17 protein-coding genes are annotated in these 19,585 nt (G+C 60.1%); 14 read left to right on the top strand and 3 right to left on the bottom strand.

Features of this window, described 5'->3' with window-relative positions; all coding sequences use genetic code 11:
- The first annotated feature begins 5 nt into the window (after window positions 1-5).
- The 12 genes from nirD (at window position 6) to glpK (ending at window position 14,851) form a co-directional block, all read left to right on the top strand.
- Complete coding sequence (gene nirD / locus BTE54_RS08990) at window positions 6-341, top strand: nitrite reductase small subunit NirD (protein WP_003519747.1); 336 nt, start codon at window positions 6-8, stop codon at window positions 339-341.
- 238 nt (window positions 342-579) lie between these two features.
- A complete protein-coding gene (locus BTE54_RS08985; RefSeq protein ID WP_078052187.1) occupies window positions 580-3,228 on the top strand; it encodes a nitrate reductase in 2,649 nt (882 codons plus the stop codon).
- Complete coding sequence (gene cysG / locus BTE54_RS08980) at window positions 3,200-4,660, top strand: siroheme synthase CysG (RefSeq protein ID WP_198939108.1); 1,461 nt, start codon at window positions 3,200-3,202, stop codon at window positions 4,658-4,660. Before BTE54_RS08985 ends, cysG begins: the two co-directional genes overlap by 29 nt.
- A gap of 140 nt (window positions 4,661-4,800) precedes the next feature.
- The gene (locus BTE54_RS08975; protein ID WP_078052186.1) at window positions 4,801-5,574 is read left to right on the top strand and encodes a DeoR/GlpR family DNA-binding transcription regulator; all 774 of its coding nucleotides are present in this window, start codon (window positions 4,801-4,803) and stop codon (window positions 5,572-5,574) included.
- A 108-nt stretch (window positions 5,575-5,682) separates the two neighbouring features.
- On the top strand, window positions 5,683-7,206 hold the full coding sequence (gene glpD, locus BTE54_RS08970; protein WP_078052185.1) for a glycerol-3-phosphate dehydrogenase: 1,524 nt from the start codon (window positions 5,683-5,685) through the stop codon (window positions 7,204-7,206).
- A 36-nt stretch (window positions 7,207-7,242) separates the two neighbouring features.
- The gene (locus tag BTE54_RS08965) at window positions 7,243-8,313 is read left to right on the top strand and encodes an ABC transporter ATP-binding protein (RefSeq protein ID WP_078052184.1); all 1,071 of its coding nucleotides are present in this window, start codon (window positions 7,243-7,245) and stop codon (window positions 8,311-8,313) included.
- A 12-nt stretch (window positions 8,314-8,325) separates the two neighbouring features.
- Complete coding sequence (locus tag BTE54_RS08960; protein WP_078052183.1) at window positions 8,326-9,396, top strand: ABC transporter ATP-binding protein; 1,071 nt, start codon at window positions 8,326-8,328, stop codon at window positions 9,394-9,396.
- A gap of 2 nt (window positions 9,397-9,398) precedes the next feature.
- A complete protein-coding gene (locus tag BTE54_RS08955; protein ID WP_065117167.1) occupies window positions 9,399-10,265 on the top strand; it encodes a sugar ABC transporter permease in 867 nt (288 codons plus the stop codon).
- A gap of 3 nt (window positions 10,266-10,268) precedes the next feature.
- On the top strand, window positions 10,269-11,189 hold the full coding sequence (locus BTE54_RS08950; RefSeq protein WP_078052182.1) for a carbohydrate ABC transporter permease: 921 nt from the start codon (window positions 10,269-10,271) through the stop codon (window positions 11,187-11,189).
- 2 nt (window positions 11,190-11,191) lie between these two features.
- A complete protein-coding gene (locus tag BTE54_RS08945) occupies window positions 11,192-11,485 on the top strand; it encodes a DUF2160 domain-containing protein (protein ID WP_003519736.1) in 294 nt (97 codons plus the stop codon).
- 75 nt (window positions 11,486-11,560) lie between these two features.
- The gene (locus BTE54_RS08940; protein ID WP_078052181.1) at window positions 11,561-13,282 is read left to right on the top strand and encodes an ABC transporter substrate-binding protein; all 1,722 of its coding nucleotides are present in this window, start codon (window positions 11,561-11,563) and stop codon (window positions 13,280-13,282) included.
- Between the two features lie 69 nt (window positions 13,283-13,351).
- On the top strand, window positions 13,352-14,851 hold the full coding sequence (gene glpK / locus BTE54_RS08935) for a glycerol kinase GlpK (RefSeq protein WP_078052234.1): 1,500 nt from the start codon (window positions 13,352-13,354) through the stop codon (window positions 14,849-14,851).
- Window positions 14,852-14,856: 5 nt separating this feature from the next.
- Here the strand turns inward: glpK and BTE54_RS08930 are convergent, their stop codons facing one another.
- Entirely contained in the window at window positions 14,857-15,717 is an 861-nt protein-coding gene (locus BTE54_RS08930; RefSeq protein WP_078052180.1) for a LysR family transcriptional regulator, read from the bottom strand.
- Between the two features lie 98 nt (window positions 15,718-15,815).
- Between BTE54_RS08930 and BTE54_RS08925 the strand changes: the two genes are divergently transcribed.
- A complete protein-coding gene (locus tag BTE54_RS08925) occupies window positions 15,816-16,835 on the top strand; it encodes a bile acid:sodium symporter family protein (RefSeq protein ID WP_078052179.1) in 1,020 nt (339 codons plus the stop codon).
- A gap of 67 nt (window positions 16,836-16,902) precedes the next feature.
- Here BTE54_RS08925 and hspL read toward each other — a convergent pair whose 3' ends face one another.
- The gene (gene hspL / locus BTE54_RS08920; protein WP_065656653.1) at window positions 16,903-17,385 is read right to left on the bottom strand and encodes a heat shock protein HspL; all 483 of its coding nucleotides are present in this window, start codon (window positions 17,383-17,385) and stop codon (window positions 16,903-16,905) included.
- A gap of 380 nt (window positions 17,386-17,765) precedes the next feature.
- Between hspL and BTE54_RS08910 the strand changes: the two genes are divergently transcribed.
- Complete coding sequence (locus tag BTE54_RS08910; protein WP_078052178.1) at window positions 17,766-18,707, top strand: alpha/beta hydrolase; 942 nt, start codon at window positions 17,766-17,768, stop codon at window positions 18,705-18,707.
- Window positions 18,708-18,728: 21 nt separating this feature from the next.
- On the opposite strand, the gene hisN is transcribed toward BTE54_RS08910, so the two are convergent.
- The gene (hisN, locus tag BTE54_RS08905; RefSeq protein ID WP_065656651.1) at window positions 18,729-19,505 is read right to left on the bottom strand and encodes a histidinol-phosphatase; all 777 of its coding nucleotides are present in this window, start codon (window positions 19,503-19,505) and stop codon (window positions 18,729-18,731) included.
- Window positions 19,506-19,585 lie beyond the last annotated feature (80 nt).

Genomic DNA, 19,585 nt, shown 5'->3' with positions numbered 1-19,585 from the left:
GAACGATGGACAGCAACTGGATCGATATTGGCGATATCTCCGACATTCCCCTGCGCGGCGCGCGTTGCGTCAAAACGCCGATGGGCAAGATCGCCGTGTTCCGCACGGCGGAAAATCAGGTCTTCGCCATCGAGGACCACTGCCCGCACAAGGGCGGGCCGCTGAGCCAGGGCATCGTGCATGGCGCTTCGGTGACATGTCCTTTGCATAATTGGGTCATTTCGCTGGAAACTGGCAAGGCGCTGGGGGCGGATGAGGGCGAGGTGCGGACCATTCCAGTGCGTAATCTGGATGGGAGGCTTTCGATAGCGCTCGAAACCCTGATGATTGCGGCGGAGTGAATTGCGATGGCGGTGGCATTACCCCCCTCTGTCCTGCCGGACATCTCCCCCTCAAGGAGGGAGATCACTCGCGGCACAAACTTCCATTCACAACTGGCGTCGTTGCCGGTGGAGAGGGAACGGGGAGCCATCCGCTTTTCGATCTCCCCCCTTGAGGGGGAGATGCCCGGCAGGGCAGAGGGGGGTAACCGCCACGCACTGAGGCGGGGTAAGCGCCACCCACTGAGGGGGCAAACCCATGCCCGTTGAAACAAAAACCACCTGTCCCTATTGCGGCGTTGGCTGCGGCGTCATCGCCACCGTCAACGACGATGGCGCGGTATCCGTCAGAGGCGATCGGGACCACCCCGCCAATTTCGGAAGACTGTGTTCCAAAGGTTCGGCTCTGGCCGAAACCATCGACCTCGACGGTCGCCTGCTCCACCCGGAAATCGCCGGCAGGCGGGCGTCATGGGACGAAGCCCTTGACCTCGTCGCTTCCCGGTTTTCTCAAGCCATCGCCGAACACGGCCCGGACTCTGTTGCCTTTTACGTCTCCGGCCAATTGCTGACAGAAGATTATTACCTCGCCAACAAGCTGATGAAGGGTTTCATCGGCTCGGCCAATATCGATACCAATTCAAGGCTGTGCATGTCGTCTTCCGTCGCCGGCCATCGCCGTGCCTTCGGTGCCGATACGGTGCCGGGCACCTATGAGGATATGGAGCTTGCCGATCTGGTGATCCTCACCGGTTCCAATCTCGCCTGGTGCCATCCAGTGCTTTACCAAAGGCTTGCGGCGGCAAAGGCGGCGCGGCCGGAAATGAAAGTCGTCGTTATCGATCCGCGCCGGACGATGAGCGCCGATATTGCCGACATGCACCTCGCCATCCGCCCGGATGGAGATGTGGCGCTGTTTACCGGTTTGCTGGCGCATCTTTCAGATAGTCCTGCAGTCGATCGCGGTTATGTGGAAAATCACACGGTCGGTTTTGATGCAGCGATGCAGGCAGCAAACGAGCATAGCCTGCCGGAGATCGCCGAAGCCACCGGCCTGACGATTGCCGAACTGATTTCCTTTTACGAATTGTTCGAACGCACCGAAAAAACCGTCACCTGCTACAGTCAGGGTGTCAACCAGTCTGAAAGCGGCACCGACAAGGTCAACGCGATCATCAATTGCCACCTTGCCACCGGCCGCATCGGCAGGCCGGGCATGGGTCCCTTTTCGCTCACCGGCCAGCCGAACGCCATGGGTGGGCGTGAGGTCGGCGGGCTCGCCAACATGCTGGCCGCCCATATGGCCATCGAAAATGCCGAGGATCGCGACCGTGTGCGGCGCTTCTGGGCCTCGCCCGCCATTGCGGAAAAACCCGGACTGAAGGCGGTGGACATGTTCAGGGCCGTGGCCGATGGCCGCATCAAGGCGCTGTGGATCATGGCGACCAACCCGGTGGTTTCCATGCCGGATGCCGGTGCCGTCGAGGCGGCCATCAAGGCGTGTCCTTTCGTCGTGGTGTCCGATGTCATGGCGAGTACCGATACGGCCCGCCATGCGCATGTGCTTCTGCCATCGCGTGGCTGGGGTGAAAAGGACGGCACCGTCACCAATTCCGAGCGGCGCATTTCCCGCCAGCGCGGTTTTCTCGATGCGCCCGGTGAAGCGAAATCGGACTGGTGGCAAATGGCGGAAGTGGGCCGGCGCATGGGTTTCGGCACGGCCTTCGCCTACGGCCAGCCATCGGATATTTTTGCCGAACATGCCGCTCTTTCAGGTTTCGAGAATGCCGGCAGTCGCGATTTCGATATCAGCGGCGTCGAGCGGAATTCCTATGATGCGATGACGCCGTTTCAATGGCCGAAGGCCGGGCAGGGCGATGCCGTCGTTACCCGCTTTTTTTCGGATGGGCGGTTTTACCATGCCGATGGCAAGGCGCGGTTCATCGCCACCGCTTTGCCGGAGACAGGCAGGACATCGGCGGATTACCCGCTGACACTGAATACCGGCCGTATCCGCGATCAATGGCACACCATGACCCGCACCGGCAAAAGTGCGCGCCTGACCGCCCATATCGCCGAGCCCTTCGCCGAGCTTCATCCGCGCGATGCGCAGGCGCTGGGAATCGAAAGTGCCGATCTGGTGGAACTGGAAAGCCCTCATGGCAAGGTTCTGCTGCGGGCGCTGGTGAGCGAAAGGCAGGCGCGCGGCTCGGTGTTTGCGCCGATGCACTGGAACGACCAGTTCGCCTCGCAGGCGCGCATCGATGTTGTGGTTGCGCCGGTGACGGACCCCTATTCCGGCCAGCCCGCCTCGAAAAACGTGGCAGTAAGGGCAAGGCGCTTCGAAGCTAAAGCCTATGGTTTCGCCATCTCCCGCATCCGGCCGGATGCGCCGGATTGTGCGTACTGGGCCACGGCCAAAGCGGATGGCGGCTATCGCATGGAGCTTGCCTTTGCCGAGGAGCCGCAGGACTGGACACTCTGGGCGCGACAGGTCTTCGGCATCGAGGCCAGGGTCGAGCCGCTGGGTTATAGTGACCGGCAGACGGGTGACCTGCGCCTCGCCTTCTTCGACCGCGATATCCTGCTGGCGGCGCTGTTCGTCGCCAGGCAGCCGGTGGCCGTTGCCCGCAACTGGGCCATCTCGCAACTTGCCGAGCGTCATGAGGATCTGCGCATGCGTTTTGCGCTGGTCGCTGGTCGCCCCGGTGCCGGCCGCGCCGATCCGGGCGCCACCGTCTGCTCCTGCTTTAACGTCGGAGTGAACCAGATTACCGCGGCCATCCGCGAAGGCTGCCGCAGCGTCGAAGCCATCGGCAAGGCGTTGAATGCCGGAACCAATTGCGGCTCCTGCCGCGCCGAAATCAGGGGGATCATCGATGGATGCCTTAAAACCGCAGCGGAATGAACCGGCCCGCATGGAAAGATTAGCCAAGTTGCCGGTCTTCTGGGGGCTTGAGGGCAAGCGCGTGGTGCTGGCGGGCGGATCGGACGGGGCCGCCTGGAAGGCGGAACTGCTGCTGGCCTGCGGGGCGGAATTGCATCTTTATTGCGAGGCAAGCGAGCTTTCGGAAAGCTTTGCAGTGCTTGTCGCAAAAAGCCAGATGCTGAGATGGCATGACCGTCCGTGGGGTTCGGATATCTTCGGCGGCGCGGAACTGGCGCTGGCGGATTGCGAAACCGATGCGGAAGCCGCGAGCTTCTACGCTGCCGCGCGCGCGGCCGGCGTTCCCGTCAATGTCATCGACAAGCCGAAATTCTGCCAGTTCCAGTTTGGCTCCATCGTCAATCGCTCGCCCGTGGTGGTGTCGATCTCTACCGATGGCGCAGCACCCATTCTGGCGCAGGCTATCCGCCGGCGCATTGAGACATTGCTGCCGCTTTCGCTGAGGGATTGGGGCGCGCTTGCCCAGACAATCCGCGAGCGCGTCAATCTGCGGCTCGCTCCCGGTGCGTCGCGGCGCTCTTTCTGGGAAAAATTCGTCGATCGGGCTTTTACCGAAAGGCTGGATGAGGGCAGCGAGGAACGGCTGCTTGCGGATATCGGAATGCAGGCTGCGCGGGCAGGATCGGGGCGAGGCCTTGTGACGCTTGTGGGCGCCGGACCGGGCGATGCCGAACTGCTGACACTGAAAGCGGTGCGCGCTTTGCAGGCGGCCGATGTCATCCTGTTCGACGATCTCGTCTCGGCGGAAGTGCTGGAACTGGCGCGGCGGGAGGCGAAACGCATGCTGGTCGGAAAGCGTGGCGGCCGGGAAAGCTGCAGGCAGGAAGATATCAATGACATGATGATCCGTCTCGCCAAGGCCGGCAAACGGGTGGTGCGGTTGAAATCCGGCGATCCAATGATTTTCGGGCGCGCCGGCGAGGAAATCGCTGCGCTTGAGGCTGAAAATATCCCGGTCGAGATCGTTCCCGGCATCACTGCCGCAAGCGCCATGGCCTCGCGTCTGGGTGTGTCCCTGACCCATCGCGACCATGCCCAGTCGGTACGCTTCATCACCGGCCATTCCCGGCAGGGAAGGCTGCCGGAGAATATCGACTGGAAATCGCTGTCTGACCCTTCCGTAACCACGGTCTTTTACATGGGTGGGCGCACCGCAGCCGAGATCGAAGCTGTCCTGCTTGCCCATGGCATGCCTGCCTTGACGCCCGTTGCCATCATGATTTCCGTCAGTCGCTCAAACGAACAGCGTTGGTGCGGTTCGCTTACGCAACTGGCTGCGGCCGTTGAGAGGCTGGGTGTAAACGAACCGGTGCTAATCGGCATCGGCGATGCATTTGGTGCCGCGTCCTCGGCGATGTCCCGTTCCAGCCCGCTCATTCAGAAAGTCGGCTAAATAATATCGTCAAATGGCGTCGTGGGGTTCACGACCTGTTTTCATCCCGCCACTATCGCTGCTGCAAAACCGTCCCTTGACATTGGTTTTTCGTTCGCTCTTCAATAAAACGAAAAAATTGAAAGAGGAGGGAGGGTGAAATGCTGCTCACACCGCGTCAGGATGAAATCGTTGCGCTGGCGAAAGCGAACGGGCGGGTGCTGGTCGACGAGCTGGCGGCGCGGTTCTCCGTCACTCCCCAGACGATCCGTAAGGATCTGAACGATCTCTGCGATACGCGGGTTTTGACCCGCATCCACGGCGGCGCGCTTTTTCCAAGCGGCAATGAAAACGTCAAATACGAGGCGCGTCGGGCGATAGCCTCTTCCGAAAAGCAGGCGATAGGCGCCGCCGCCGCCGCCCTTATCCCGAACAACTCGTCACTCTTCATCAATATCGGCACGACGACCGAAGCCGTGGGCGAAGCGCTGGCGGATCATCACGAGTTGATGGTCATTACCAACAACATCAATGTTGCCAACAGGTTGCGTGTCTTCCCCGGTATCGAGGTGGTGATTGCCGGCGGTGTCGTGCGCGGTTCCGATGGCGGTATCGTCGGCGAGGCGGCGGTGGATTTCATTCGCCAGTTCAAGGTGGATTTTGCGGTCATCGGCGTTTCGGCCATCGATGAGGATGGCGCTTTGCTGGATTTCGACTTTCGTGAGGTCAAGGTCGCGCAGGCAATCATCTCCAATGCACGCCATGTCATTCTGGTGTCGGATTCGCTCAAATTCGAGCGCACGGCTCCGGTTCGTATCGGCCATCTTTCCCAGGTGCATACTTTCATCACCGATCATTGTCCGGTGGATTCGATCCGGGCCATCTGTGCCGATCATGACGTCCGGTTGATCGAAACCGAGATGGTCGAGTCCTGATCGGGATAGCCCATGAATTTCGTTTGACATTCGTTTTGTCTTCGAATTAGATGTCCGTGCTTTCAGTATATCGATGAGGAGAGCGTCGATGAAAGCGCGGGAGGGTCCATGTCTGACGAGGCAATCCACGATATTTTCGTGATCGGCGGCGGTATCAATGGCTGCGGCATCGCGCGTGACGCCGTGGGCAGGGGCTATTCCGTCGCGCTTGCGGAAATGAACGATTTCGCCTCCGGCACCTCTTCCGCCGCTACCAAGCTTATCCATGGCGGTTTGCGTTATCTCGAACATTACGAGTTTCGTCTGGTGCGCGAAGCGCTGATGGAACGTGAGGTGCTGTGGGCCATGGCGCCGCACATCATCTGGCCCATGCGCTTCGTATTGCCGTTCCAGAAAGGTGGCGTGCGCCCGGCCTGGCTCGTGCGTCTCGGGCTGTTTCTGTACGACCATCTCGGCGGCCGCAAGCTTCTGCCCGCGACCCGCTCGCTCGATCTGCGCCGCGATCCCGCCGGGAAACCTTTGAAACCGATTTTTGCCCGCGCCTTCGAATATTCGGATGGCTGGGTGGATGATGCCCGCCTGGTGGTGCTGAATGCCCGCGACGCTGCCAATCGCGGCGCGCTCATCCTCAACCGCACGCAGGTGGTTTCGGCCCGACGCGAAGGCACCTTCTGGCATGTCGAAACGAAAAATGCGGCCGGAGAGGCCAAAACCTACCGGGCGCGCATGCTGGTGAATGCCGCGGGTCCCTGGGTGGACAAGGTGCTGTCCTCGGCGTTCGGCAAAAACAATGTCCATAATGTCCGCCTGGTGCAGGGCAGCCACATCATCGTGCGCAAGAAATTTTCCGATCCGCGTGCCTATTTTTTCCAGAATCCGGACGGGCGGATCATCTTCGCCATTCCCTATGAACAGGACTTTACGCTGATCGGCACGACGGATCGCGACTATACCGCCGACCCCCGGGCTGTTAAGATCAGCGACGAGGAGATCAGCTATCTTTGCAATGCGGCGAGCGAATATTTCGCTGAACCGGTGGAGCCGGCGGATATCGTCTGGACCTATTCCGGCGTGCGCCCGCTGTTCGATGACGGAGCATCGAAAGCGCAGGAAGCGACCCGCGATTATGTGCTGAAAACCGAAGGGGCGGAAGGTGAAGCGCCGCTTCTCAATATTTTCGGCGGCAAGCTCACCACCTATCGGCGGCTTGCCGAACATGCTCTTGAAAAAATCGGCGATGCGCTGGGTGAAAAGGGTGCGCCATGGACGGCGGGCTCGCATTTGCCGGGTGGAAATTTCGGCGCCGAGGCCTACACCGCGGAAGTTTCGGCGCTGCGGTCGCGTTACCCCTTTCTTGAAGAGCGTCATGCGGAGCGGCTTGTGCGCTGCTACGGAACGGATGCGGCGGTGCTGATCGGCAATGCCACGGAGGCGGCGGCGCTCGGGCGGTATTTCGGCGGTACGCTGTACGAGGCTGAGGTTCGCTGGCTGATGGCGCGGGAATGGGCGCTGACGGCGGAGGATATTCTGTGGCGTCGCACCAAGCAGGGGCTCTTTTTTACCCCGGAAGAGGTGCGTGAGCTGGAGGATTATGTCGAAGACATTGCAGGTGGGCGCTTAAGGGCAATCTGACGATCCGGATAAAAGCGGAGGAGGCTTTGGATCACCATGCTTGAATTGCGAAACGTCTCTAAGATGGTTGGCGGTGAATATCATATTCACCCGACCGATCTGACGTTGCAGCGCGGAAGCCTGAACGTCCTGCTTGGACCGACACTTTCGGGCAAGACGACGCTAATGCGGCTGATGGCCGGGCTGGACAAGCCGAGCGCCGGCTCGATCTTTTTCAATGGCGAAGATGTGACGGGATGGCCGGTGCAGAAGCGCAACGTCGCCATGGTCTATCAGCAGTTCATCAACTATCCGGCGCTCAGCGTTTACGAAAACATCGCTTCGCCCATGCGCGTTGCGGGCAAGGACCAGGCGACCATCGACAGGGAAGTGAGGAAAGCCGCCGAGCTTCTGAAGCTGACGCCCTATCTCGACCGTACGCCGCTCAATCTTTCCGGTGGCCAGCAGCAGCGCACAGCACTTGCCCGCGCCATCGTCAAGAACGCCAATCTGGTGCTGCTCGATGAGCCGCTGGCCAATCTGGATTACAAGCTGCGCGAAGAGCTGCGCGAAGAACTGCCGCGCATTTTCGCCGAATCCGGCGCCATCTTCGTTTATGCCACCACCGAACCTTCCGAGGCGCTGCTTTTGGGCGGCAATACCGCAACGCTCAACGAGGGCAGGGTAACGCAGTTCAGCCGTACCATCGAGGTTTACCGGCGTCCGGTGGATATCGTCACCGCGGAAATTTTTGCAGACCCGCCGCTCAACACCATCGAGGTCATCAAGGCGGGCGGTGCATTCACCCGTGCCGACCAGGCGGTGATTGCGGTGCCGGCGCATCTTGCCGCCGTGCCGGATGGACCTTTGACCATTGCGTTCCAACCGCATCATCTTTTCCCGCAGGCGAAGGGCGAGGCCCGGCAGTCGATCCGGGCGCGGACGCTGATTTCGGAAATCGCCGGATCGGAAAGCTTCGTGCATGTGGAATTTTCGGGCCGGCGCTGGGTCATGCTCGCGCATGGCATTCACGACATCGAGCCGGACAGGGACATAGAGCTGTTTCTCGATACAAAACACCTGATGGCCTTTGACGCGAATGGCCGCGCCATCGGCGAAGCGGCTTGAGGGAGATCGGTCATGGCACGCATCACGCTCGATCACATCCGCCACGCCTATAACGCAAAGGCGCAGGCTGCCGGCGACTATGCGCTGAAGGAAGTCCACCATGAATGGGAGGACGGCGGCGCCTATGCGCTGCTCGGCCCTTCCGGCTGCGGCAAGACAACGCTGCTCAACATCATTTCCGGGCTGCTGCGCCCCTCCGAAGGCCGCATCGCCTTTGATGGAACCGACGTGACGGATTTCGCCACGGAAGACCGCAATATTGCGCAGGTATTCCAGTTCCCGGTCGTCTACGACACGATGACGGTCTATGACAATCTGGCCTTTCCGCTGCGCAACCGGCATGTGCCGGAGGCCGAGGTGGACCGTCGGGTGCGGGAAATTCTCGAAATGACCGATCTTTCCGGCATGGCCAAACGCCATGCGCGTGGTCTGACGGCGGATCAGAAACAGAAGATTTCGCTGGCGCGCGGGCTGGTGCGGTCCGATGTCAACGCCATCCTCTTCGACGAGCCGCTGACGGTGATCGATCCGCATATGAAATGGGTGCTGCGCTCGCAGCTGAAACGGCTGCATCGCCAGTCCGGTTTCACCATGGTCTATGTGACCCATGACCAGACCGAAGCGCTGACCTTCGCCGATAAGGTTGTGGTCATGTACGACGGGCAGATCGTCCAGATTGGCACGCCGGCTGAGCTTTTCGAACGGCCGGGACATACCTTCGTCGGTTATTTCATCGGGTCGCCCGGCATGAACGTGCTGCCCGCCAGTATCGACGGCGCGACCGCAATGGTCGGCGGGCTTGGTGTGCCGCTCGCCGGTGCGCCAAAGGTTGAAGGAGCGCAACGCATCGAGATCGGCATCCGCCCGGAATTCGTCCGGCTGGAACGGGGCGGCATGCCCATAACTGTCGACAAGGTCGAGGATATCGGCCGGCAGAAGATCGTGCGCGCCCGGTTCGCCGGCCAGAAACTCGCGATCGTCGTTGCCGAAGACGAGGAAATCCCGGCGGAAGCGGGTGTTCGCTTCGATCCGGCCGCCATCGGCGTCTTCGCCGACTCGTGGCGTGTAAAGATGGGGGCCTGACCATGGAAAAGAGCTGGAACAACAAGGCATGGTTCATGGTGCTGCCGGTGCTGGTGCTGGTCGCCTTTTCCGCCGTCATTCCGCTGATGACCGTCGTGAATTATTCGGTGCAGGATACGTTCGGCAATAACCAGTTCTTCTGGGCTGGAACGCAATGGTTCGAGGAAATTCTGGCCTCGGACCGTTTCTGGGATGCGCTGGGGCGCAACCTGCTGTTCTCCGGCATTATCCTGGCAATTGAAATTCCGCTCGGCATCTTCATCGCGCTCAAGATGCCGAAATCCGGCATCGGCGTGCCGGTCTGCCTCGTCACCATGGCGCTGCCGCTGCTGGTGCCGTGGAATGTCGTCGGCACCATCTGGCAGGTTTTCGGCCGCAGCGATATCGGGCTGCTCGGTTATTATGCCAATCAGCTCGGGCTCGACTACAACTATGTCAACGATCCCGTCGATGCATGGATCACCGTCGTTATCATGGATGTGTGGCACTGGACGAGCCTTGTCGTCCTTCTGTGTTATGCCAGCCTCGTTTCCATTCCGGATGCCTATTATCAGGCGGCAAGGATCGACGGCGCCTCGCGTTTCGCGGTGTTCCGGTTCATCCAGCTGCCGAAGATGAAGCGGGTGCTGCTGATCGCCTTCCTCCTGCGCTTCATGGATAGTTTCATGATCTACACCGAGCCTTTCGTCGTTACCGGCGGCGGGCCAGGTAATTCCACAACATTCCTGTCCATCGATCTCGTGAAGATGGCGCTCGGCCAGTTCGACCTCGGGCCGGCGGCGGCCATGTCGCTGATCTACTTCCTCATCATCCTGCTGCTGTCCTGGGTGTTCTACACCGTCATGACCAGCCACGACGCGGAGACTTGAGACATGAGCGCCTCGAATGTCACCACAAGCGTGGAGCGCAACGGCATCGGCAGTTCGCCGGTGAGAGCCACTGCGACGGGACGATCCGGCCTTGCCGTCAATGCGCGGCGTCGCCACCATGGGCCGTCGCGTTTTTCCTGGCTGGTGCCGACGATCTATATCCTGCTGCTGCTGGTTCCGATCTACTGGCTCGTCAATATGAGCTTCAAGACGAACACGGAAATCGTCTCCTCCATGACGCTTTATCCGCATCAGCCGACGTTGCAGAACTACCGGACGATCTTCACGGATTCATCCTGGTATTCGGGCTATATCAATTCGATCATCTATGTCTTCATGAACATGGTGATCTCGGTCGCGGTGGCGTTGCCGGCGGCTTACGCCTTCTCGCGCTATCGTTTTCTGGGCGACAAGCACCTGTTCTTCTGGCTTTTGACCAACCGCATGGCCCCGCCCGCCGTCTTCGCGCTGCCGTTCTTCCAGCTTTATTCGGCTTTTGGCCTGATCGACACGCATATCGCCGTGGCGCTGGCGCATTGCCTGTTCAACGTGCCGCTGGCGGTGTGGATCCTCGAAGGTTTCATGTCGGGCGTGCCGAAGGAAATCGACGAGACAGCCTATATTGACGGCTATTCCTTCCCGAAATTCTTCGTGAAGATTTTCATGCCGCTCATCGCTTCCGGCATCGGTGTCGCCTGCTTCTTCAGCTTCATGTTCTCGTGGGTCGAGCTTCTGATCGCCCGCACGCTGACGACGACGGACGCCAAGCCGATTGCCGCGACGATGACGCGCACCGTTTCTGCCGCCGGCATGGATTGGGGCCTGCTTGCCGCCGCCGGCGTGCTGACACTGATCCCCGGCGCGCTGGTGATCTGGTTCGTGCGCAATTACATCGCCAAGGGCTTTGCGCTCGGGAGGGTTTGACCATGACGAAGATGCCCGATTTTACCTGGATGGCATGGACTTGGCAGACGGCGGCCTTTTTTGGCGCCATCGCCCTGCTGCTCGTCGGCATGTGGTTTTGGGAATATCTCTCGCCCGGCGGTAATCCCCGCTTCGGCCTTTTGCGCTTCGAGACCACGCGCGGTGACAGGCTGTTCATCTCGCTGCTCGGCAGCGCCTTCATTCATCTCGCATGGCTCGGGCTGGTCGGCCCGAACCTGTGGTGGGCTCTCGCTCTATCCTTGGTTTACGCCATCGGCGTTTTCCGTTTTGTCTAGAGCAGGAAAACGGTGCGGCGGAGGAAAACCGCACCCGCAGACTTCATGCAATCGCAAACCCCTGGGAGGACTGATATGCGACGGCATCTGATGACGACGACGGCGGCCATGCTGCTGGCAATGACGGGTTCCGCTTTCGCCGGAATGGAGGAAGCAAAGCAGTTTCTGGACAAGGAAATCGGCGATCTTTCGTCGCTTTCGCGTGGCGATCAGGAAAAGGAGCTGCAATGGTTTGTCGATGCCGCGAAACCCTTCGCGGGCATGGAAATCAAGGTCGTTTCCGAATCTCTGACGACCCATGAATATGAATCCAAGGTTCTGGCTCCGGCCTTCACCGCCATTACCGGCATCAAGGTCACGCACGACCTGATCCAGGAAGGCGACGTCGTCGAAAAAATCCAGACCCAGATGCAGACCGGCCAGAACCTTTATGACGGCTGGGTCAACGACAGCGACCTTATCGGCACGCATTGGCGCTACCAGCAGGTGCGCAACCTGACCGACTTCATGGCCAATGAAGGCAAGGACGTCACCAATCCCGGCCTCGACCTCAAGGACTTCATCGGCAGCGCCTTTACGACGGCGCCGGACAAGAAGCTCTACCAGCTTCCCGACCAGCAGTTCGCGAACCTCTACTGGTTCCGTTACGACTGGTTCAACAACGAAAAGAACAAGGCCGATTTCAAGGCCAAATATGGTTATGACCTCGGCGTGCCGGTCAACTGGTCGGCCTATGAGGATATTGCCGAATTCTTCACCGGCCGCGATGTCGACGGCAAGAAGGTCTTCGGTCATATGGATTACGGCAAGAAGGATCCGTCGCTCGGCTGGCGCTTCACCGATGCCTGGCTCTCCATGGCCGGCAACGGCGACAAGGGCCTGCCGAACGGTTTGCCGGTCGATGAATGGGGCATCAAGGTCAACGACAAGTCACAGCCGGTCGGCTCCTGCGTGGCGCGCGGCGGCGATACCAACGGTCCGGCGTCGGTCTATTCCATCGAGAAATACCTCGAATGGCTGAAGAAATATGCGCCGCCGGAAGCGCAGGGCATGACCTTCTCCGAATCCGGTCCGGTGCCGGCGCAGGGCAACATCGCCCAGCAGATCTTCTGGTACACGGCGTTTACCGCCGATATGGCCAAGCCCGGCCTGCCAGTCGTGAACGAGGACGGTTCGCCGAAATGGCGCGTCGCACCTTCGCCGCACGGCGTCTACTGGAAGGACGGTATGAAGCTCGGTTATCAGGACGTGGGTTCGTGGACGCTGATGAAATCCACCCCCGACGACCGCGCCAAGGCCGCCTGGCTCTATGCGCAGTTCGTGACCTCCAAGACCGTGGATGTGAAGAAGAGCCATGTGGGCCTGACCTTCATTCGCGACACCACCATCCACCACAAGAGCTTCACGGACCGGGCGTCCAAACTCGGCGGTCTCATCGAGTTCTATCGTTCGCCGGCCCGCGTGCAGTGGTCGCCGACCGGCACCAACGTTCCGGATTATCCGAAGCTGGCGCAGCTTTGGTGGCAGGCGATCGGCGATGCTTCGTCGGGTGCGAAAACCGCCCAAGCGGCGATGGACTCTCTCTGCGCCGAGCAGGAAAAGGTCATGAGCCGTCTGGAACGCGCTGGCGTGCAGGGCTATATCGGCCCGAAACTGGCGGAAGAGCACGATATCGAATACTGGAACAAGGATGCCGTTTCGAAGGGCAATCTGGCGCCGCAGCTGAAGATTGCCAACGAAAAGGAAAAGCCGGTCACCGTCAATTACGACGAACTGGTCAAAAGCTGGCAGAAGTAATGTCTGCGTAAAATCTGAAACCGGGGCGGCTTGCCGCCCCGGTCATTGCGTCTGAAAGGGAGTAGCATGATGGGCGGTTATATTCTGGCGATCGATCAGGGAACGACATCGACACGGTCGATGGTCTTTGATCGCGACATGCGGGTCATCGGTGTCGGACAGCGAGAATTTCCGCAGCATTTTCCGGCCTCCGGCTGGGTCGAACACGATGCCGAGGATATCTGGAAAAGCGTGCTCGAAACCATCCGGCTGGCGCTTGCCGATGCCGGCATCGCCGCCTCCGATATCGAGGCCATCGGCATTACCAACCAGCGCGAAACGACCGTGCTGTGGGACCGGAACACGGGCGAGGCCGTGCATCGGGCCGTGGTTTGGCAGGATCGACGCGCTGCTCCCGTCTGCGAGGAGCTGAAAAGAAGGGGGCTGGAGCCGCTTTTTTCGAAAAAGACCGGTCTGCTGCTCGATCCCTATTTTTCCGGCACGAAGCTGAAATGGCTTCTCGATAGTGTCAGCGGCCTTCGCGAAAAAGCCGTCAAGGGCGAAATCTGCTTCGGCACGGTCGACAGTTTCCTGATCTACCGTCTCACCGGCGGCCGCCGCCATGTGACCGACGCCACCAATGCCTCTCGAACGCTGATCTACAATATCGAAGACAATGCATGGGACGATGAACTCCTGTCGATCCTCGATATCCCCCGCGCCATGCTGCCGGAAGTGCTGGATTGCGCCGCCGATTTCGGCGTGACGGATAAATCGCTTCTGGGCGCGGAAATTCCGATCCTTGGTGTCGCCGGCGATCAGCAGGCAGCCGTGATCGGCAATGCCTGCTTCGAGCCGGGCATGATGAAATCCACCTACGGCACGGGCTGCTTTGCATTGCTCAACACCGGCACGGATCGCGTCGCCTCCACCAACCGGCTGCTGACGACCATCGCTTACCGTCTCGACGGCGTCACCACCTATGCGCTGGAAGGCTCCATCTTCATTGCCGGTGCCGCCGTGCAATGGCTGCGCGATGAGCTTGGTTTCATCTCGGTCGCTTCCGAGGTCAGCGCGCTTGCGGAAAAGGCCGACGCCAATCAGCGTGTTTATCTGGTTCCGGCCTTCACCGGCCTTGGTGCACCCTACTGGGACGCGGAGGCGCGTGGCGCTATTTTCGGGCTGACGCGTGGCACCGGTCCGGCGGAATTCGCCCGCGCGGCGCTGGAAAGCGTCGCCTATCAGACCTTCGACCTGCTGGACGCCATGCGCAAGGACTGGGCGGGTGACAATGGCAAGACGGTGCTCCGGGTCGATGGTGGCATGGTCGCTTCCGATTGGACCATGCAACGGCTGGCGGATATTCTTGCGGCGCCGGTCGACCGGCCGGTCTTCCTGGAAACGACCATTCTCGGAGCGGCCTGGCTTGCCGCCTCACGCGCCGGCATCTGGCCGGATCGCAAGGCCTTTGCTGAACATTGGCGGCGTGACCGCCGTTTCAGCCCCGCAATGGAAGAGGCTAAACGGAAAGACGCCATTGCCGGCTGGCGTGACAGCGTCGGCCGCTGCCTGTCGCGGCGGGAGAATTGAACAGGCTATACGAAACTGCCGGGTGCGATGCTCTTGCTGGAAACGAGATCGGAAAGGGCGCGCACCAGCTTCGCATCCGCGCCCTTGCTCGGCTGAAGCACAAATTCCACGTCCTCCAGCGGTGGTAGCACGCCTGCGGCAATCTCCTTCAGACCTGCCGGCACCATGCTGCGCGGCTGCACCAGAATGCCCATGCCCGCTCTTGCCGCAGCGGTCAGTCCGCTGAGACTGCCGCAGGTGCAGACGATCCGCCAGGCGAGGCCGGCCCGGTCTAGCGCCTCCTGCGCCGCCTTTCGGGTGATGCTCGGCGGCGGAAAGGCAATCAGGGGCAGGGCGTCCGGCTGGTTCAGCATTCGCTCCGGGTCGCGCGCTAGCCACACGAGCGGTTCGCGGTAGAGAAAGTGCCCGAGCTTGTCGCCGAGACGGCGTTTGGCAAGCACCACATCCAGTTCGCCATTGTCCTGCATCTGGTAAAGCACGCCGCTCAACGAAACCGTCAGTTCCAGATCGACGAGGGGATAAAGGCGGATGAACTCTTCCAGAATGGCGGTCAGCCGGCTGGCGACGAAATCTTCCGAAACGCCAAGCCTCAGCCGTCCGCGCAGACGGTTCTCGCTGAATAGCGATGACACCTTGCTGTCGATTTCCAGCATGTTGCGGGCGTAACCCAGCAGCGCCTCACCTTCGCCCGTCAGTTTCACCTGATGGGTGCTGCGGGCAATCAGCCGGCGGCCAAGTGCGGCCTCAAGCCTTTGAATATGCTGGCTGACAGTGGACTGGCCAATCCCCAGCCGTTCGGCCGCCAGCGTGAAGCTGCCGGTTTGCTGAAGCATCACGAAGCTCGCAAGATGTTGAAGGTTCAGCATTATCCTGAATCACGATAACTGTTAATCTTTGCATCGGAATTCATGATGAGCGATAGTAGCGCGCGTTTCAAGCAAAACCGATGCCGGAAAGATCTCCCATGACCCGCTTCCTACCTGATCGCTTCACCATGATGCTGGTCGCCACCGTGATTTTGGCCTCCATTTTGCCGATCAGCGGTGAGCCGGCGGAGTATTTCGGGCTTGCGACAAAACTCGCGATAGCGTTGTTGTTTTTCCTCCACGGCGCGCGGCTTTCCCGGGATGTGGTGATTGCAGGTATTCTGCACTGGCGCCTGCATCTGGCGATCCTTCTCGTGACCTTCGGCCTGTTCCCGCTGCTTGGTGTGGCAATCGGCTTCATTCCCGAGAATATTCTGCCTGCGCCGCTTTATATGGGCGTGTTGTTCCTCTGCGTCCTGCCATCCACCGTGCAGTCCTCCATTGCCTTCACCTCCATGGCGGGCGGAAACGTGCCGGCTGCGATCTGTTCGGCCTCCGCTTCGAATATTTTCGGCATGTTCCTGACCCCGCTGCTGGTCGGCCTTCTGTTTACGGTGGGAGGCCATGGCGGTGGATTTTCGCTGGATGCGTTCCTGCAGATATTCCTGCAGCTGCTTTTGCCCTTCATCGTCGGTCAGGTGCTGCAGCCGTGGATCGGCGACTGGATCAGGGCGCGCAAGAAACTGCTGGCTCCGGTCGATCGCGGCTCCATCCTGATGGTCGTTTATCTGGCTTTTTCCGATGCGGTCATCGAAGGCATCTGGCACACGTTTTCGCTCAGGGATATCGGTGTGGTCATCGTCATCAATATCCTGCTGCTGGCGCTTGTCCTGTGTGTGACGATGTTCGGCAGCCGTTTGCTGGGTTTCGACAAGGCCGATGAAATCACCATCACCTTCTGCGGCTCGAAAAAGAGCCTCGCCAGTGGCGTGCCCATGGCGGGCGCGATTTTCGCCGGCCAAAGCATTGGTGCAATCGTCCTGCCGATCATGCTTTTCCACCAGATCCAGCTGATGGTCTGCGCGGTGCTGGCCCAACGTTATGCCAGAAAGGCCCATGAAAAAGCGGCCATATCGGAAGCCGCTGCCGCAGAAGGTGCGGTAGTCTCCACCCGCTGAAGAGCGAATTTTCATCAAACAAAAAACGGCCCCTTTACGGGGCCGTTCGTTTGAGGTCCGGATCGGTTTAGTTGACCTGAGCCGGCGAAATCTGGGCTTCGATGGTCTTCGGCGCATCGGCGCTGTCGGACGAGATCGCAATGCGGCGCGGTTTCATCGCTTCGGGAATATTGCGGACAAGATCGATGTGGAGCAGGCCGTTCTTCAGGGAAGCGGTCTGGACCTCGACATGGTCGGCAAGCTGGAAGCGGCGCTCGAAAGCGCGGGTGGCAATGCCGCGATACAGGAACTCACCTTCGGATGACTTCTCATCTGCGGCCTTCTCGGCCTTCACCGTCAGCGTATTCGCGCGGGATTCGATGCTGAGTTCAGTTTCATCGAAACCGGCAACGGCCATGGTGATGCGATAGGTGTTTTCGCCGGTCCGCTCGATATTGTAGGGCGGATAGGACTGGGCCTGTTCAGGCTGGCCGAGGCCGTCAAGCATCGAAAAAAGACGGTCGAAGCCGACGGTGGAACGATAGAGGGGGGAAAAATCAACGTGACGCATGGTGTCCTCCTTAAGAAGCGACTGTTTGCGGTTAAGCCCGGCGTCCCGTTCTGGCAACGGCCGGACATGTGGCGCGGTCCCGTTCTGGCGACCGCATGAATGAGATGGGAATGGCCTGCCGCTGCGTCAAGGGGCGCGTGAAAAGGCGAAAGAAACATGAACCATGGCTGAACGTCAGGTTCCGGCATCGTTCAGTTTGAGAGCCATAAAACATCGGTCATCGGAGACATTCTCCGTGGACAGAAGCAATAACGTCCCTTCTTCTTCTGTCTTATTCGCCGGAACCGCGACTGCTTTAACCGACGGTTCCGGCAATTTTTTCTTTGACCTTCCCGCGCCGCCGACCTATCCCGAAAAGGCAGAAAAGCCGGAAAAGACCGATGATCGAAGCCACATTGCGCGCCAGCGAAGACAACCCGGTTCCCGGCAACCATACCGTCGGTTATTTTACCGGCGATCGCGGCAAACAGCTTCGCTACGCGATCTTTCGCGCCAGCCGCCAGGTGGCTCGCGGAACCGTGGTTCTGCTGCATGGCAGGAACGAATGTATCGAGAAATATTTCGAAACGGTCGGCGATCTCACCGCCATGGGTTTCTGGGTTGCGACCTTCGATACGCGCGGGCAGGGCGGTTCCGAAAGATTGCTGAAAAAACCGGGTGCCGGGCATGTGCGGCGGTTCTCCGACTATCAGCGTGATATCGGCCTTTTTCTCGAACAGGTGGTGTTGCCGGATACGCGGCTGCCATTCTTCATGATCGCGCATTCCACCGGCGCGCTTGCAGCGCTTGCCGCTGCACCCGGCCTGTCGAACCGGATCGACCGTCTGGCGCTTTGTTCGCCTTTCATCGAGCTGGACAGCCAGCAATCCGTCCCCTCATCCGTCATTCGGGCGGTGGCGACGGCTTTAAGTCTCGTTGGCCTTGGGCGGGTGCAGCTCGGCAAGGATCAGCGCGAGCGGGATTTCGACGGCAATCCGCTCACCTCGGACCCCAGACGTTTTAAAAGAAATCTCTCGCTGCACAGGCAGTTTCCGGAACTTTTTATCGGTGCGCCGACGGCGCGCTGGGTGTATGAGGCGCTGAAGACCATGGGACGGGTGGTCCGTCAGGATCATCTGACGAATATCACCATTCCGACCCTTATTCTGGCGCCGATGCTGGATACCATCACGCCCTATAAGGCGCAGGAGGAACTCTCACGCAATTTCCGGGCAGCGCAGCTTCTTCCGATCACCGGTGCGCGCCACGAATTGCTGCATGAGCGTGACGTTTTCCGCAAACAGGCGCTGGCGGCCATCGACGCGTTTTTCGCGCCGGAGTGATGGCCGCTTAAGCGCGCTGCCTCAGAGTTTTGAGAGAATGGCGAGCGCCTGTTCGTGCACTGCCTTTGAGCCGGCTGCGAGAATGCGGCCGCCATTTTCCGGACGCCCGCCATCCCAGGTCGTCATAATGCCGCCGGCCTGCTCGATGACAGGGATCAACGCGCCGACATCATAGGGCTTCAGGCCGGATTCGATCACCAGATCGACGTGGCCGGCTGCAAGCAGGCAATAGGCGTAACAATCCACGCCGTAGCGGAAAAGGCGAACCTGATCCTGTACCTTTTCATAGAAGGGCTTTTCTTCCGCAGTGAAGATATGCGGGGTAGTGGTGAACAGCACCGCATCCGACAAAGACGCGCAATCACGCGTCCGGAGTTTCTTTTCGCCGTCGGGTCCGAAATACCAGGCTGTCTCGCCATCGGCGAAATAGCGCTCTTTCGTGAAAGGCTGGTCCATGATGCCCATGGAGGCGCGGCCGGCCGACTGGAAACCGATCAGCGTGCCCCAGACCGGCACGCCGGAAATGAAGGCGCGGGTGCCATCGATCGGGTCGATGACCCAGATATGCTCGCGGTCGAGACCGATATTGCCGTGTTCTTCGCCCAGAATGCCATGCTGTGGAAACCGGGCCTCGATCAGGGCGCGAATGGCTGTTTCTGCGGCCTGATCGCCTTCCGTCACCGGATCGTAGCCGCCATCCTCTTTGTTGGCGACGGCAATGCCCGTGCGGAAGCGGGGAAGCGTTTCAGCGCTGGCGGCATCGGCAAGTTTGAAGAAGAAATCCCGGTCGGGCAGCATGCGAAACCTCATTGCCTGAATATTGGGTCTGAATTCTATTGCGGCAATGCATAGACCGGAATCGCATCCGCCGTCCACTC

The organism is Agrobacterium sp. YIC 4121, from assembly GCF_002008205.1.
In the GTDB taxonomy this organism is placed as follows: domain Bacteria; phylum Pseudomonadota; class Alphaproteobacteria; order Rhizobiales; family Rhizobiaceae; genus Agrobacterium; species Agrobacterium leguminum.
The sequence above is the reverse complement of the archived record's forward strand: the minus strand, read 5'-3'. Positions and strand labels throughout refer to the sequence as shown.